The organism is Pandoraea sp. ISTKB (assembly GCF_001721285.1).
Classification (GTDB): domain Bacteria; phylum Pseudomonadota; class Gammaproteobacteria; order Burkholderiales; family Burkholderiaceae; genus Pandoraea; species Pandoraea capi.
Genome location: NZ_MAOS01000083.1, coordinates 101,913 through 117,638 on the forward strand (window position 1 = coordinate 101,913; position 15,726 = coordinate 117,638).

The 15,726-nt window shown below is 63.8% G+C and carries 11 protein-coding genes, 1 pseudogene and 1 riboswitch; of the genes and pseudogenes, 6 read left to right on the forward strand and 6 right to left on the reverse strand.

The features are described 5' to 3' along the window. Positions 1-214: 214 nt before the first annotated feature. Genes A9762_RS25580 through A9762_RS25590 form a run of 3 tightly spaced genes read right to left on the reverse strand, consistent with a single transcriptional unit; the run spans position 215 to position 3,031 of the window. Positions 215-1,600, reverse strand: a complete 1,386-nt coding sequence (locus tag A9762_RS25580) for an amidase (protein ID WP_069344781.1) — start codon at positions 1,598-1,600, stop codon at positions 215-217. Positions 1,601-1,602: 2 nt separating this feature from the next. Then, complete coding sequence (locus A9762_RS25585; protein ID WP_083254290.1) at positions 1,603-2,331, reverse strand: GntR family transcriptional regulator; 729 nt, start codon at positions 2,329-2,331, stop codon at positions 1,603-1,605. Between the two features lie 13 nt (positions 2,332-2,344). Next, positions 2,345-3,031, reverse strand: a complete 687-nt coding sequence (locus A9762_RS25590; protein ID WP_069344782.1) for a DUF2848 domain-containing protein — start codon at positions 3,029-3,031, stop codon at positions 2,345-2,347. A 530-nt stretch (positions 3,032-3,561) separates the two neighbouring features. On the opposite strand from A9762_RS25590, the gene A9762_RS25595 reads away from it, so the two are divergent. Next, positions 3,562-5,346 carry a cation:proton antiporter gene (locus tag A9762_RS25595; RefSeq protein WP_069344783.1) on the forward strand — a complete coding sequence of 595 codons (1,785 nt, stop codon included), beginning with the start codon at positions 3,562-3,564 and terminating at the stop codon, positions 5,344-5,346. A gap of 151 nt (positions 5,347-5,497) precedes the next feature. Here A9762_RS25595 and A9762_RS25600 read toward each other — a convergent pair whose 3' ends face one another. The 3 genes from A9762_RS25600 to A9762_RS25610 all read right to left on the reverse strand — a co-directional run bounded on the left by A9762_RS25600 (position 5,498) and on the right by A9762_RS25610 (position 7,881). Continuing rightward, complete coding sequence (locus tag A9762_RS25600; protein ID WP_069344784.1) at positions 5,498-6,076, reverse strand: PaaI family thioesterase; 579 nt, start codon at positions 6,074-6,076, stop codon at positions 5,498-5,500. Between the two features lie 367 nt (positions 6,077-6,443). After that, a complete protein-coding gene (gene ribB, locus A9762_RS25605; RefSeq protein WP_240493716.1) occupies positions 6,444-7,160 on the reverse strand; it encodes a 3,4-dihydroxy-2-butanone-4-phosphate synthase in 717 nt (238 codons plus the stop codon). A gap of 96 nt (positions 7,161-7,256) precedes the next feature. Then, positions 7,257-7,433, reverse strand: a riboswitch (FMN riboswitch). Between the two features lie 247 nt (positions 7,434-7,680). Beyond that, the gene (locus tag A9762_RS25610; protein WP_069344848.1) at positions 7,681-7,881 is read right to left on the reverse strand and encodes a heavy-metal-associated domain-containing protein; all 201 of its coding nucleotides are present in this window, start codon (positions 7,879-7,881) and stop codon (positions 7,681-7,683) included. A 277-nt stretch (positions 7,882-8,158) separates the two neighbouring features. On the opposite strand from A9762_RS25610, the gene A9762_RS25615 reads away from it, so the two are divergent. The 5 genes and pseudogenes from A9762_RS25615 to A9762_RS25630 all read left to right on the forward strand — a co-directional run bounded on the left by A9762_RS25615 (position 8,159) and on the right by A9762_RS25630 (position 15,580). Then, positions 8,159-10,717 (forward strand): heavy metal translocating P-type ATPase, encoded by a 2,559-nt coding sequence (locus A9762_RS25615; RefSeq protein WP_069344785.1) that lies wholly within the window; start codon positions 8,159-8,161, stop codon positions 10,715-10,717. Between the two features lie 175 nt (positions 10,718-10,892). Further along, positions 10,893-11,699 carry an endonuclease/exonuclease/phosphatase family protein gene (locus A9762_RS25620; protein WP_083254300.1) on the forward strand — a complete coding sequence of 269 codons (807 nt, stop codon included), beginning with the start codon at positions 10,893-10,895 and terminating at the stop codon, positions 11,697-11,699. A gap of 7 nt (positions 11,700-11,706) precedes the next feature. After that, positions 11,707-12,096: pseudogene (cueR, locus tag A9762_RS25625) on the forward strand (Cu(I)-responsive transcriptional regulator); the annotation flags it as partial. 498 nt (positions 12,097-12,594) lie between these two features. Next, a complete protein-coding gene (locus A9762_RS28310) occupies positions 12,595-12,735 on the forward strand; it encodes a DUF3563 family protein (RefSeq protein WP_072617503.1) in 141 nt (46 codons plus the stop codon). 628 nt (positions 12,736-13,363) lie between these two features. Further along, positions 13,364-15,580, forward strand: coding sequence for a TonB-dependent siderophore receptor (locus A9762_RS25630; RefSeq protein ID WP_069344787.1), 2,217 nt, complete (start codon positions 13,364-13,366; stop codon positions 15,578-15,580). The last annotated feature ends 146 nt before the right edge of the window (positions 15,581-15,726 follow it).

Here is a 15,726-nt window from a genome sequence, read left to right on the forward strand (position 1 = left end):
CCCGCATGACGCCGGGCAGCAGGCACTTGGGCTGGGATTGTAACCCCAGCCCGGGGCGTGTGTGAGTCGAAAAATTAGGGAACTTTTCGCCCGAAAATCAGACGGTTGCGCGCGTTCCGATGCCGCCCGCTTCGCGAGTTGAGGATTGACCCTGACAGGCGGTGCGATGCGGTTGCGCGCCGCCCGCCCGGGTCTTGCGTCAACGCTTGATGCGTCAACCCCCCAGTCCTGCCGAGCGCAGGGCGCGCTCGATGGCGCGTCCGGTCGGGAAGAGGCGGGCGTCGTCGCCGCGTGCGCCGCTGACCATGAGGCCGATTGGGGCTTCTCCCTTCGCCTGACAAGGCAACGAAAAGGCGCAGCCGTCGATCATGTTGATGGCCGTGGGGTTGCGCAGCACGAGCGCATTGGTCGCGGTGAAGGTCTCGTCGCTGGCTTCGAGCGGGGCGATGGCGGGCGGCGTGAGCGGCACGGTCGGGCACAGCACGGCGTCGAAGCGTTGCCAGACGGGGACGGCGGCCGCGATCAGCGCTGCCCGGGCGTTGAGCAGGTCGATGTAGTCGGCCGCGCCCGCCGGCTCGCCCTTGCGGATGCGCACGAGCACGCGGGGGTCGTAGCCGTCTGCACGCTCGGCGAGCAACTTGCGATGCCAGGCATACGCCTCGATCGGGGAAAAGCCGAAACGGTTGATCGCGGGCAGGTTGTCGAACGGCGTGAACTGGAATTCGACGAGCGTGGCCCCGGCCTGGGCAAGCGCCGAGAGGGCGCGCTCGTAGATGGCGAGAGCGGCCGGTTCTGCGCCGTCGAGCACGAAGTTGGTCAAGACGCCGAAACGCATGCCGCGCACACTGTGCGGCGCGGCCGGGGTTTCGTCCACCGGATTGCCGGCGAGAATCGCGTCGATCCACGCGCAGCAATCCACCGAGCGGCCGATGGGGCCGACCGAGTCGAGCGACGTCGACAGCGGCAGGGCGCCATCGCGCGGAGTGCGCGACGCTGTCGGCTTGAAGCCCGTCAGGCCGCAGAATGCTGCCGGAATGCGGATCGAGCCGCCCGTATCGGTGCCCAGACCCACTGCTGCCATGCCGTCGGCGACCGAGGCGGCGGCCCCCGACGAGGACCCGCCGGCGATGTGGCCGGCTTCACGCTGCCACGGCGAGCGCGGCGTGCCGTAATGCGGATTCAGCCCGAGACCCGAAAACGCGAACTCGGTCATGTTGGTGCGGCCGACGATGACGGCACCCGCCTGACGCAAGCGGGCGACGGCAAGCGCGTCATGCGTGGCGGGGGCGGCGTCGGAGAGTACGGTGGAGCCGGCGCGCGTGACCTGGCCAGCCACGTCGAACAGATCCTTGACCGAGACGGGAACGCCCATGAGCGGCGACAGGCGCGTGCCGGCGCGGCGCAGCGCGTCGAGCCCGTCGGCGGCGTCGCGGGCGGCTTGTGCATCGACCTGCGTGAAGACGACGTTGCCCTGACCGGCCGGATCGGCGATGCGCGCGAGCGCCTGCTCCGTGAGGGCGCGACTGGTGGTGCGGCCCGCGTCGAGCGCGGCGGCGAGTTCGGACAGGGGGCGTTGCAGATCGATGGCGTCAGTGCTCATGTTCAGATCGCTTTCAGAATATGGGTGCGGAATTCTTCGATGTGACGGGCGATGGCCCGCCGGGCGCGCTCGCCGTCATGGGCGGCCAGCGCTTCGTACAGTTCCAGATGCTCTTCATAGACGCCTTCCAGATGACTCGGCGTGGACAGCGCGAGAAACCAGAAGCGCAGCGAGCGCTCGTGCAGACCGCGCAGCAGTTCGGCGAGTGTCTGGTTGCGCGAGGCGCGCGAAATCGCCAGATGGAAGTCGCGGTCGATGCGCATCATGGCCGCGACGTCGCGTGCGGCGATGGCCTCACGCGAACGCGCCAGCACGGCGTGAATGGCCGCGAGGTCGTCCGGCGTGGCGGCACGCGCGGCCAGTTCGACGCAATACGTCTCGTTGACCATGCGCACGTCGATGATCTCGAGCGCATCGTTCAGCGAGACGGGGGCGACCATCGCGCCCTTGCGCGGCAGGATGACCAACAATCCTTCGAGCGCCAGACGGTGCATTGCCTGGTGCACGGGCGTGCGTCCGAGTCCCGTCGACTGCATCAGTTGCGCTTCGTTGAGCGTTTCGCCCGGACGCAGACGCAACGTGATGATGTCGTGCTTGATCGCTTCGTAGGCGCGCTCCGTCAGGCTGCGGCCGTCCGTGGTGGCGGGCGGCGCGAGGGTGGCTGCGGTGGCGTCTGCGGCGTCTGTGGCGACGCGAGAAGCGCGGGACTCGAAAGCGGTGTCGTTGGGCATCGGATGGGGGCGGTCAGTCGGCGATCGCCAGCGCCCGGGTGGCGTAGCAATGCCGGATCGTGCGGCCGAGGACCGGGTCGTGCAGCTCGATCTCGAACTGCTCGCCACCGGCCACGCCGCCAATGGCAGCGAGTGTGCCACAGAACATGGCCGCGCCCGCCGGCAAGCCTTGCGGCCCGAGCTTCGCCATCAATTCCTGCGGCGAGAGCAGGCCATCCACATTGCCTTCCTGATACAGACGCCGCTCGCCGTCCTTCGTCACCCACGAGCGCATCGTCAGACGATCCCAGTGCGCGGCGACATCGGCGAAACGCCATGCCTCGCGAGCCACCGGCTTGGCACAGACCTGTTTGGAGACGGTCACGCCATAGGCCTCGACTTCGCGGTCGGTGTGATCCGAGCCGATGCTCACGAACAGGTCGTCGCCGTGCCGCACGAGGACGCATTCGGCTTCGCCGCTGCTCGTCTGGCCCACGACGTCGATGGCGTCGTCCTGCGAGAGCAGTGCCGGGGCGAGCCGGTAGAAGCAAGGCGTGCTCGACGGCCGGCGTACGCCCAGTGCCGCCAGCTCGGCGATGTGATGCTCGACGGCGTCCTGATCGCGCCCGGCCCAGCCGGCGATGATCAGCGTGTCGACCTGGACATCGACGCGCACGGGGGCGCCGTCGCCGGACACCATCAGTGACAAACGGGAACTCATACGTCCACAACTCCTGAAAAGACCGCTGGATACCCGCTGGATAGCCGATCGCGGCGGTCAGTGAAATTCGATTGATATTTGTGTGATATTTCACAAGGAGCGTCGACAAAAATCAAGAAGAAAAATTTCTGACGATGTGGTGAAAAACGGGAATTTTTTATGAAAAGCCCCGTCAATCTTGGGTTGCGCGCGTGTCAGGGCATCGCGTATATTGATTCGGCGCCAGTAGTCAGCCGAACGATTGACCGAATATTTGCGTGATTTGCCGTTCCGGTGTGCGAACCGGGCGTCCTCTGCGGGGTTGGATGAATGCGGCAAATCACGGGGTTCGGCAGCAGGCTCGTCCGGAACCCGGGCATACGAACGCAACGTCTACCAGGTCGGCAGGGGCAAACCTGACCGGCTTCCCACCTTCATCAAGCATCACGCCTCGTGTCATCGCTGCGGCTTCTCCGAAGACGCGGCGCGTCACCGGCGTGGGGTCAAGAACATCAATATCGGCGCAAGGCGCTGCGGGGAGAACGTATCGGATGCATCACGCCATCGACTTCATTCAGGATCTGGCCGTCATCATGCTGCTGGCAGGCATCGTGACGGTCATCTTCAACCGGTTCCGGCAACCGGTCGTGCTCGGCTACATCGTGGCGGGCGTGATCATCGGGCCGTATACGCCGCCGTTCGCTCTCATACATGACGAGAAGACCATCGGGATCCTTGCCGAACTCGGTGTCGTGTTCCTGATGTTCTCGCTGGGCCTCGAATTCAGTCTGCGCAAGCTCGCGCGCGTGGGGGTGACGGCGTTCGTCGCGGCGCTCACCGAGATCGTGCTGATGCTCTGGCTCGGGTACGAGATCGGCCGCTTCTTCGGCTGGAAGGCGATGGATTCGATCTTCCTCGGCGCCATGCTGGCCGTCTCGTCGACCACCATCATCGTCAAGGCGCTCGACGAACTCGGCATGAAGCGCGAGCGCTTCGCGCAGTTGATTTTCGGCGTGCTGATCGTGGAAGACGTGCTTGCCATCGGCATGATCGCGCTGCTTTCGGGGATCGCCATCAGCGGTCAGGTCGATGCCGGCGAAGCCACCTTCACGCTGGGCAAGCTGCTGCTGTTCATGGTCGTGTCGCTGGTCGTGGGCATCTTGCTGGTGCCGCGGATTCTGGCGTACGTCGCGAAGTTCAAGAGCGACGAGATGCTGCTGGTGGTCGTGCTTGGCCTGTGCTTCGGCTTCTGTCTGCTTGTTATCCAGATGGGTTACAGCGTGGCGCTCGGCGCGTTCCTGATCGGCGCGATCATGGCAGAGGCGCGGGAGTTGCACACGATCGAGCGTCTGGTCGCGCCGCTGCGCGACATGTTCAGCGCAGTGTTCTTCGTGACCATCGGGCTGTTGCTCGACCCGCATGTGCTCGTCACGTACGTCTGGCCGATTCTGGTCATCACGGTGGCGGTGGTCGTGGGCAAGATCGTTTCGTGCGGGTTGGGCTCGTACCTCTCGGGGCAGGACGGCCGCACGTCGATGCGTGTGGGCATGGGGTTGTCGCAGATCGGCGAATTCTCGTTCATCATCGCCTCGCTCGGGCTCTCCCTCAAGGTGACCAGCGACTTCCTGTATCCGATTGCGGTGGCCGTCTCGGTGATCACCACGCTGCTCACGCCGTACCTCATCAAGAGCGCCGATCCGGTGACCGGTTGGCTGGGACGCGCCATGCCGGGGCGTCTGGCCTACGTGCTTGGACAGTACACACAGTGGCTGCAAAGCATTCAACTGACGGGCGACAGCGCGGCGATCGTGACCATCGTGCGACGCATCGTGGTGAGCGTGGCGATCAACCTGGCGCTGGTCGTCACGATCTTCCTCGGCGGCGCGTTCTTCTATCGTCGCCTCGCGGATCTGATGAAGCCGTGGGTGTCGGACCCGAGCCTGCAAAGCGCGGTGGTCTGGGGCGCGGCGCTGGTGCTGTCGCTGCCGTTCCTGATCGCGGTGTATCGCAAGCTCAAGTCGCTGTCGTTGCTGCTCGTGGAGCTGTCGGTGCCGCCGAGCCTGACCGGTCGTTACACGTTCCAGGTGCGACGCGTGGTGGCCGAGATCTTGCCGATTGCCGCCATGGTCGGTGTGATCCTGCTGTTGGCAGCGTTGTCGGCGAGCATTCTGCCGTCGACCGAAATGATTGCGCTGATCGTTGTCGGCACGCTGGTGCTGGCGGTCATCATGCGAAGCTGGTTCGTGCGCATGCACGCCAAGTTGCAGATCGCCCTCAAGGAGACGCTCGAACATCAGCCCGATGGCGAGCATGGCGGCAAGGGGCCGTCGCACTGAGGACGGGCCGAAGCGCCGTCGTACTTCCACAGGTATCGATGGCGCGAGAGCACGATGGCGTGCTGCGTCAGGTCGTAAAAAAGCCCGCCGGGGTCATCCTCCGGCGGGCTTTTTTTATCGCGTGACGGGTTTGGCTCTGTCGTTGACTGGCTTACGCCTTCTTCGGCGGGAAGTCGAAGATCAGGCAGGTCGTCGTGGCGTGTGCATAGAGCGTGCCGTCCGGTCCGACGATGCGGCCTTCGGCAATACCGACCTGACGTCCCGCCTGAATGACCTTGCCTTCGGCGCGCACGAGCGGAACGTCGCGGGTGAGGGCGCGGACCATGTTGGTCTTGAGTTCGAGCGTGGTGTAGCTGCGTCCGGCGGGTAGCGTCGAGTGAATCGCGCAGGCCACGGCCGAGTCGAGCAGCGTGGCAAACCAGCCGCCATGAATGGAGCCGAGCGGGTTGTAATAGGGCAATGCCGGGCGCCCCTGAAAGACGGCGCGGCCATTGGCAACTTCGACGGCAATGAAGCCGAGCGTTTCACTGATCGGCGGCATCGGCAGCTTGCCGTCGAACATGGCGTCGAAGATTTCCTGGCCGGACAGGCCGATGACATCCGACGGCGTGGCCACGCCATAACGTGCGGGACCGTTGCGGGTGATGCGTTCGCGCACGGCGGCTTCGTCGGCTTCCCACTGCGCCAGAACGGCGGTGGCATCCGCGCGGGTGTCCAGTTTGGTATTCATGACGTCTTCCTCGTAACTTTTATCATGCTAGGCAATCGCATTGTCAGGCCGATTATAGGAGTGACCGCGCTCGATTGCTCATTTCGCGTTAGAGGGAAGTGTCGACGGGCAGGAGGCGGAGCGGTGAGGAATGCACGCGGTGCGGGACGCTCCGGCGGGGCCGGGCGCGTTGAGCGTCGTCGGACCGCGATGCAACAGGGGCCGACGACGCGACAGGCTAAGGTGACGCTGCGGCAACGACGGTGCGAGCCGTTGCCGTAAAGGACCGTGTCGATGGGTGACTTATCGACCTATCGACCGATCAACGACGCATCGACCTCGATTTGCCGACTCAACTGACTCAACTGACTCAAGTGACTTAAGCGGCTCAAGCGGCTTGAGCGTGGCTGAGGCGATAAGTAGCCAACTCGTCAATGGTCAGGATCGGCAGATCGTGCAACTTGGCGAAGCGCTCGATATCGGCGCCGCGCGTCATCGTGCCGTCCGGATTCATCAGTTCGCACAGCACGGCGGCCGGCTTCAACCCGGCGAGGATTGCCAGATCGACGGAGCCTTCCGTGTGACCGCGACGCGTGAGCACGCCGCCCGGTTGCGCGCGCAGCGGGAAGACGTGGCCCGGACGCGACAGGTCGGACGGTTGCGCATCGTCGGCAATCGCCGCGCGGATCGTGGTGACGCGGTCGGCGGCCGAAACGCCGGTACTCACGCCCTGGCGGGCTTCGATCGTCACGGTGAACGCCGTGCCGTAACGGCTTTGGTTCTGCTCGACCATCGGCGGCAGATCGAGGCGGCGAAGCGTCTCGTCGGGCAGGCACAGGCAGACGATGCCGCTGCATTCGCGAATCAGCATGGCCATGGTGGCCGGCGTGATTTTCTCGGCGGCGACGATCAGATCGGCTTCGTTCTCGCGGTCGAGATCGTCCATGAGAATGACGGGGCGGCCATCGCGCATGGCGTCGAGCGCGGCGGCCAGACGGACTTCGACCGGCGGAAGATCGACGAATGCCGGGTAGGCATGCAGATCGTCTGCCGTGGTGTTGTCTTGCGATGCAACTTGGGTATTGCGCTGGGTGCTGGTGGACATGAAACGCTCCTCGCGTAAGTCAATTGGCGAAAAACGTTTTCGGGGCACGCGAACGGACGTGACCATGGGATCTCGTCCCATAGCACGTGGGTGTCGACGCATCTTCTCTCATCCGGACTATTACCGTCGGCTCTGGCTTCGCACCAGATCTGCTGACCCTGCCGGTGTCACGAAAGCAACGATGGCAGGCGCTCGCGGGCTCATGACGGCGCAGCGCACTGCGCGGTGTCACATACCGCCGGTGGGGACTTTCACCCCGCCCTGAAGACGTGTATTGCCGCCCGTCAGTCGCTGGCTGTAACGCATCGCGCGGCGTCATGACGTAGTCGGCGAGACAGAGCGTAGCACAAGGTCTTGCCGCTCTGCAGCGAAGGCCGCGTCGAGCGCGTGGGAATGGCGGGGTGAGCCGCGCCTCGTCCATCTCCCGGATTTCGAGTCCGGCCTATTCGGCCATGCCGTGACCGGGTCCGGGCGGGCCGGACGGCGCGGATGGCCGGATTACCGAATGACGGAATGACGCTTAGGCCTGCGTGCCCTTGACCGTATAACCGGCTTCGGTAATGGCGGCGCTGACTTCGGCGGGGGACAGATCGCTCTGCACGTCGACGCGACCGGCGCCCAGATCGACATTGACCTTGGCGTCGGCGTCCAGCTCGGTGATCGCGCGCGTGACGGCCTTGACGCAGTGACCGCAGCTCATACCTTCGACTTGCACTTGCATGATGTTCTCCTTGAAGAGGTTCGATTGCAGGGTGACACGAATGAATGGAACCGATGATAGACCTTCCCATTGCAGGAAGCTCAAGCGCTTTTTTCGGATGAGTCGGGTGACGGCTCGGACGTCCCCCAAACCCGGACGGTGTCGATCGCGTTATCTTGAATGATCGGACGGGCGGTCGATACGATGCGTGACAAGTTGCCGCACAGTGCTTGACCTTCCTGTCATGGCAAGGTCTATGCTTTGACGCATGATGACAGTCCTCGTGGGAGGCCCATAAATGACTCAGAACTGGTCGGTCGGTATCGAAGGCATGACCTGCGCATCGTGTGTGACGCGGGTAGAGAAGGCGTTGCGGCGCACCCCAGGGGTGGCGAGCGCCAATGTGAACCTTGCGACCGAAACGGCGGCTGTCGAAGCCGCGGCCGATGTGAAGCCGGCGGCCCTGCTTGGCGCGATCGAAGCAGCGGTGGCCGACGCCGGGTATCAGGTGGCGGAGCAATCGTTCGAACTCGCCATCGGCGGCATGACGTGCGCCTCGTGCGCAGGGCGCGTCGAAAAGGCGCTGCGCAATGTGCCGGGCGTGGTCGAGGCGAACGTCAATCTGGCGACCGAGCGCGCCGCCGTGCGTGGGGTACGCGGTGCCGTGGACATCGCGGTGCTGACGGCCGCCGTCGAGAAGGCGGGGTATGAGGCGTCGCCCGTGACGGACCCGGCGCAGGCGGCTCAGACCGAAAGCGGCCCGGCGTGGTGGCCGGTGGCCGTCGCAGCGGTGCTCTCGCTGCCGCTGTTGCTGCCCATGCTGCTCGAACCGTTCGGTGTGCATGTGATGCCGCCGCCGTGGGTGCAATGGCTGCTCGCGACGCCGGTGCAGTTCTGGCTCGGCGCGCGGTTTTACCGGGCAGGCTACAAGGCGGTACGCGCGGGCAGCGGCAACATGGATTTGCTCGTGGCGCTGGGCACTTCTGCGGCGTATGGCCTGAGTCTGTATGAATGGTGGCGTGCGCCGGCCGGCAGCATGCCGCATCTCTATTTCGAGGCGGCTGCGGTCGTCATTACGTTGGTTCTGCTGGGCAAGTGGCTCGAAGCGCGTGCGAAGCGGCGTACGGTGGAAGCGATTCGTGCGCTGGCGGCATTGCGGCCCGAGACGGCGCGCGTGTTGCGCGACCCGCATGGTGCAGCGAGTGAGGTTGACGTGCCGCTCTCGCAAGTGAAAGTGGGCGATTGGGTCGTGGTGCGCGCCGGTGAGCGTGTGCCGGTCGACGGCGTGATTCGCGATGGCGCAAGCCAACTCGACGAGTCGTTGCTGACGGGCGAACCATTGCCCATCGACAAGACGAGTGGCGACAAGGTCGTGGGCGGTTCGATCAACGGCGCTGGGACGCTGCGCGTGGAAACGACGGCGGTCGGGGCCGACACGGCGCTCGCTCGCATCATCCGCATGGTCGAAGACGCGCAGGCGGGCAAGGCGCCGATTCAGCGCGCCGTGGATCGTGTCGCGGCGGTGTTCGTGCCCGTAGTGGTACTGATCGCCATCGTCACGGTGATCGCCGGCTGGGCGCTCGGGATCGGGTTGGAGGCGGCGCTGTTGAATGCCGTGGCGGTGCTTGTGATCGCGTGTCCGTGCGCATTGGGGCTCGCAACGCCGGCTGCGATCATGGTCGGCACGGGCGCGGCGGCGCGGCAGGGCATTCTGATCAAGGATGCCGAAGCGCTCGAATTGGCACATCGCATCAACGTCGTGGCGTTCGACAAGACCGGCACGCTGACGGAAGGCAAGCCGCGTCTGGTGGCGCATCTGCCCGCTGAAGGTACGAGCGCAGATACGCTGTTGCGGTGGGCCGCAGCGGTGCAGTCGGGCAGTTCGCATCCGTTGGCCAAGGCGGTCATGGTGGCGGCTGAGGAAGGCGGCCTCACGTCGAAGGTGCCCGTGGCGTCGGACATCGCGGCGCTGCCTGGGCGCGGCATGCGTGCCAGCATTCTGGAGACGTCGGATGCTGCTAATCCAGGCCGCCGCCATGCGCTTCAGTTGGGCAATGCCAGATTGCTCGATGAGCTCGGGGTTTCGCAAGGCGCATTGGCGCAAGAGGCGACGCGTCTGGCGGGCGAGGGACGCACCGTCTCGTGGTTGGTCGAGACTGGCGATGCCGGCGTCGATGGCGTTGGTGACGTTGGTGGCACGACGGCAACGGCACGGCTGCTCGGTCTGCTGGCGTTCGGCGACACGCTCAAGGCCAGTGCGAAGCCTGCCATCGACCGGTTGCACGCACTCGGCGTGCGTTGCGTGATGGTGACGGGCGACAACGCGGGCAGTGCGAGAGCCGTTGCGAACGCGCTGGGCCTCGACGACGTGCATGCGGACGTGTTGCCCGAACACAAAGCCGAAGTCATTGCGCAACTCAAGCGTGACGGTGCCGTCGTAGCGATGGTCGGTGACGGCATCAACGACGCCCCGGCGCTGGCGGCCGCCGATGTCGGCATCGCCATGGGCTCGGGGACCGATGTGGCGATGCAGACGGCGGGCATTACGCTCATGAGTAGCGATCCGCTGCGGGTGGCCGATGCCATCGACGTGTCGCGTCGCACCTGGTCGAAGATCCGTCAAAACCTGTTCTGGGCATTTGCGTACAACGTGGTTGGGATTCCGCTGGCGGCGTTCGGGCTGCTGAGTCCCGTGATTGCCGGTGCGGCCATGGCGCTGAGCAGTGTCAGTGTCGTGAGTAACGCGCTGCTGCTGCGTCGGTGGCGACCTGCGGATCAGCCCTCGACCGTAGGCACGGCAGAGGGTGCCGACGGGGCTGCGAAACACGTCGGTGAGGCCCGTCGGGCGGGCATCTGAGGGCGGTTTGCCCGGGCACAAGGTGATCGGCGCATAATGAAACCAGCAGAGGCAACGTACCGACGGTGAATCGTCAGTACGTTGCCCAGATTTTCACTTGCCTTGAAATTCGCCGAAAGCGGCATCATCTAGGTGATATCGTCTGTCTTCCGGCACGGAGTCAATGCTGCCGAATATGAATAGTCTGCATATCGCAAGTTACAACATCCACAAGGGCTTTTCCGCGTTCAACCGACTGCGTGTTCACGAATTGCGCGCAGGGCTGGAGGGGCTGGCGCCCGATCTCGTCTTCCTGCAGGAAGTGCAGGGCATGCATCAGCGGCACGCCGTGCGCCACAGTAATTGGCCGGTGCAGCCGCAGCACGAGTTTCTGGCGGGCGCCATGTGGCGTGACCACGCGTATGGCCGGAATGTCGTTTATGAGCATGGGCACCACGGCAACGCAATTTTGAGCCGTTATCCGATCGTCAAATCGGACAATCACGACATCACGACCTATAGTTTTGAGAAGCGTGGCATGCTTCATTGCGAAATCGCCGTGCCGGGGCTGGAGCAACCGTTGCATTGCCTGTGCGTGCACCTGTCGCTGGCCGGCCAGGGCCGACGTCGCCAGTTTGAGATGCTGACGGAGCGGGTGGCGGATGCCATTCCTTCGGATGCACCGCTGATCATCGCCGGCGACTTTAACGACTGGAGTAATCAGGCGGACCGTCTGCTGGCCGAGAAATTGGCGCTGACGGAAGTGTTTCAGAATAGCGCTGGTCGTCCGGCGCGCAGTTTTCCGAGCGGATTGCCGCTTTTACGACTTGACCGTATTTACGCACGCGGCTTTCATATCGAAGGGGCGCAAGTGTTGCATGGGCGTCCCTGGTCACGGATCTCCGATCATGCGCCGATCAGTGCCCGACTCGTGCCGTCGGATACCGGGAAGGCCGTGAACGGATCCTCTCTCCCGTCGTTCAACCCTCGTTCCCCCCAGTGAGGTCGCCATGAACATCGGACAAGCGGCGCAGGCCAGTGGCGTTACGGCCAAGATGATCCGGTACTACGAGAGTATCGGCCTGATGCCCCCGAGCCCCCGCTCCGAGGCAGGTTACCGGCGGTACGGCGAACAGGATCTGCATTTGCTGCGGTTCATTCGTCAGGCGCGTCGGTTGGGTTTCGGTATTGACCAGATTCGTCAGTTGCTGGCGCTCTGGCAGGATCGCGGCCGCTCTAGCGCACAGGTGAAGGCACTGGCGCAATCTCACGTCGACGAACTCAATCAGCGTATCGGCGAGCTCGTCGCCATGCGCGACACGCTGTCTCATCTCGCCGTGCATTGCCATGGCGACGACCGGCCGGACTGCCCGATTCTGGAAGGGCTGGCGGCCGCCGAACTGCCCGGTAGTCTCGGTGCGAACAAGGCGCAGGCCGATTGCGGCACGATGGGTGCCGCGTGCGGCGGTGCGGCACAACCCGCGGCGGCGCCGTCGGCGAGTGCAGCCAACGCTCCTGCGGGCGGCCCGGTGGTCGACAGCGATGTGCAGGGCGCGCGCCATGCGCCGCAAGGCTGACGACGATGGCGTGACGTGATATGCGTGTCACATTCGACGCGTAATCTACCCCGTGACGCGCCGCAGCAGCGGCGCTTTTTTTGTCATTCGAATTTTGATCACGCCAGTGCGACAGCGGGTTGCAGCGTATTTTTTGATGAGGTTTTGTTTTTATATGTTGTTGATTTTTAATTGAATTTTATGGAATCGACTCCATTCGAAGTGATGCTCTAGCAGATTTTGTTGGTTTTTCCCATATAGGGGCTAACCCTTAACGGGAAAACCCTATATAATGCGAAGCACTGCTGCGATGCAGCACACTAATTGAATTGGAGAAACGTCATGTTTGCCGCCCTGTTTGAAGTCGTGAACACTTGGTTTGAAACTGCTGAACGTCGTCGTCGTGAAGCGTTCCTGGCTGAGTCGAAGGACATCATTGAGCTGGAACAACGTATCCGCGCGCTCGAAACCGCCGGTTACTAAGCAAGTCTGAAGTCCTTCCGGACGAACGGTCGTCGCTGGCGCAGCCAGGCAAGTCGATCGTCTCATCGGGCGATTCCCGTCATTGTGTAATGACGTGCGACGGCGCCCAGCCGTGAGTCCGGATGCCGTTCCCGCTGTTCCGGGATCGGTGAAACAAGCCCGCCACTTCGGCGGGCTTTGTCGTTTACGGCGCCCCTATCGGCGCCTCTACGCGACAACGACCGCCCCCCCCAGGATCCCTAGTAAAAGTAGTAGGTCTCGCTCAACGGTTCGATGAGCGAGTGCGACTGTCGGTTCACAACACTCTCCGTACCGACGTTCCCTCCCCAATGATTGGCTAGTCGTGCGTGGTATTTTTGTTAATGCAATTGATAATCATTGCTATTATTACTAAACTTTTGCCCAATTGAGATGTCGCGCCGTGAGCGCGAGTCTCTTGACGGTGCCGTTGTCGTACGCAGCTTTCCTTTCTTGTGGCTTGAGGGCAGGGGGTGATTTCCGACCGGCGAATCTCTTCCTCGTCCAGGCGATGCGTGATTGCCGGGGCGTTTCCTCGAAGTTGTTCCTTATGTCGCTCGCTTCCCGTTCTTCCCGTATTGCCCGAGCCCCTCGTTCCGCTAATGCCGGTATGGCTGCGCCTGTCGCCGGCCACTGGCTGTCGTTGCGCCCGATCGTTGCCGCTTCGGTGCTGGCATTCGGTTCGTCTGTCTTTAGTGCCGGTGCGATCGCACAAACCACGCAGCCGGGTAATGCGGGGCAGGCAGGTCAGGCGGGAGCGCAGAATGATGTCGCTCTGCCGGCCGTGACGGTGCAGGGCGCGCGCGAAGCGTCGCCAAACGATACGCCGCCGGCCTACGTAGGCGGCCAAATCGCGCGAGGCATGAGCTTTGGCGTGCTCGGTAACCAAAGCACGCTCGACGTGCCGTTCAGCATGAGCGCGTACACGTCGAAAATGATCGAAGATCAGCAGGCGCGTACGCTGGCGGACGTGCTCGACAACGATCCGTCGGTGCGTATGTCGCGCGGATTCGGTAACTTCGCGCAAACGTTTGTGATTCGCGGTTTTACGCTGGCGGGCGACGACATTTCGCTTAACGGTCTTTATGGCATTACGCCGCGTCAACTCGTGTCGACCGAAGCGCTGGAGCGTGTCGAGTTGTTCAAGGGGGCGAATGCCTTCCTGAATGGCGCGTCGCCCGGCGGCTCGGCCATTGGCGGCGGCGTCAATCTGCAACTCAAGCGTGCGGACGATGCTCCGCTCAACCGGGTCACGCTCGAAGGTAGCGGCTCGGGCGAATTCGGCGCGCATGTGGATGTGGGCCGCCGCTTCGGCAGCGAAGGGCAATTCGGTATTCGCGTGAATCAGGCGGTGCGCGACGGTGAGACGTCGGTTGATCGCGAACATCAGAACTCGAAGACCACGGCTGTGGCGCTCGACTGGCGCGGTGACAAGCTGCGCCTGTCGGCTGATTTCCTCTATCAGAAGCAACACATCGGCTCGGGGCAGGCGCTGTACAACTTCTCGGGCACGGTGCTGCCCCAGCCGCCGGCCGCAACGTCGAATTACGCGCAGTCGTGGAGCTACACCACGTTGGAGGACAACGTCGGCATTCTGCGTGCCGAGTATGATTTCCTGCCTCACTGGACGGCCTACGTGACGGGCGGTATTCGTCATACGAACGAGAACGGCGAGTATTCGAATCCGACGTGGAAGGGCTCGCCCAGCACGATTACCGCAACGCGTCTGAACGCACCGCACCAGGAAGATGCGCTCTCCGGTGAGGTCGGCGTGCGCGGTCGCTTCACGACCGGTCCGGTGACGCATTTCGTGACGGCGGGTGCGTCGGGCACGCGTCTGGACTCGCAGTCGGCATTCACGTTCGCGCCGGCGTTCTCGACGAGCTTCGTCAACCCGCCGCAAGTCCCTTATCCGGCAGCTACGTCGCAGGGCGGGAATCTGAACGATCCGCAAACGACGGCGCTCACCTTGTTGCGTAGCGTGTCGGCGTCGGACACGCTGGGCTTCTTCAACGATCGTGTGCTGGCGACGGTCGGTGTGCGCCATCAGTCGATCGGAGTGAACAACTACGGCTATACCGGTGCGCAGACGCTCGCGTACAACGATGCCATCACCACGCCGCTGTTCGGCCTCGTGTTCAAGCCGTGGCAGAACGTCTCGCTCTTCGCGAACCGCAGCGAGGGGCTGGCAGCGGGCACCACTGCACCGCAAGGCACGCTCAACTACGGTCAGTCGCTGCCGCCGTTCCGCTCCAAGCAGATCGAATTCGGTGCGAAGTACGATACGGCCCGATTCGGCGCGTCGATCGCGTTCTATCAGATCGAGAAGCCGTCGGCGTACACGAACGCCTCCAACGTCTACGTGGCAGACGGGCTTGAGCGTCACCGTGGCGTCGAAGCGTCGGTGTATGGCAGCCCGGTCAAGGACGTTCGCGTGATCGCCGGGGTGTCGTACATCAATGGCACGTTGCTCAACCAGTCGAGCGCGGCGACGAACGGCAATCGTCCGGTCGGCGTGCCGACGTTCTCATACAACCTCGGTGCGGAATACGACATTCCGTGGGTGCCGGGACTGACGCTTAACGCCCGCTGGATTCACACGGGTCGCGAGTACGCCAACATTGCCAACACGGCGTCGATCCCGGCATGGGACCGCTTCGATCTTGGCGCGCGTTACGCCACGCAGATTTACGGCAAGCCGACGACCTTCCGTGTGAGCGTGCTGAACGTGACCAACAAGGCCTACTGGTCGAGCGTATCGTCGAGCAATTACCTGACGCTCGGCGCACCACGCACGTTCCTCTTGTCCATGACGACCGACTTCTGAGTCGCTGGCGCGCGTTAGCCCTCCGTCCCTCGCGGGGCGCGGCTACCGAGCGCCATAGCCCCAACTGCCTCGCTGACGACAGAAACGCAGCTTGCAGTCGCGCCCCGGTGCTGTTCGCAGCCCGGGGTGCTTTTTTTGGGCAACGC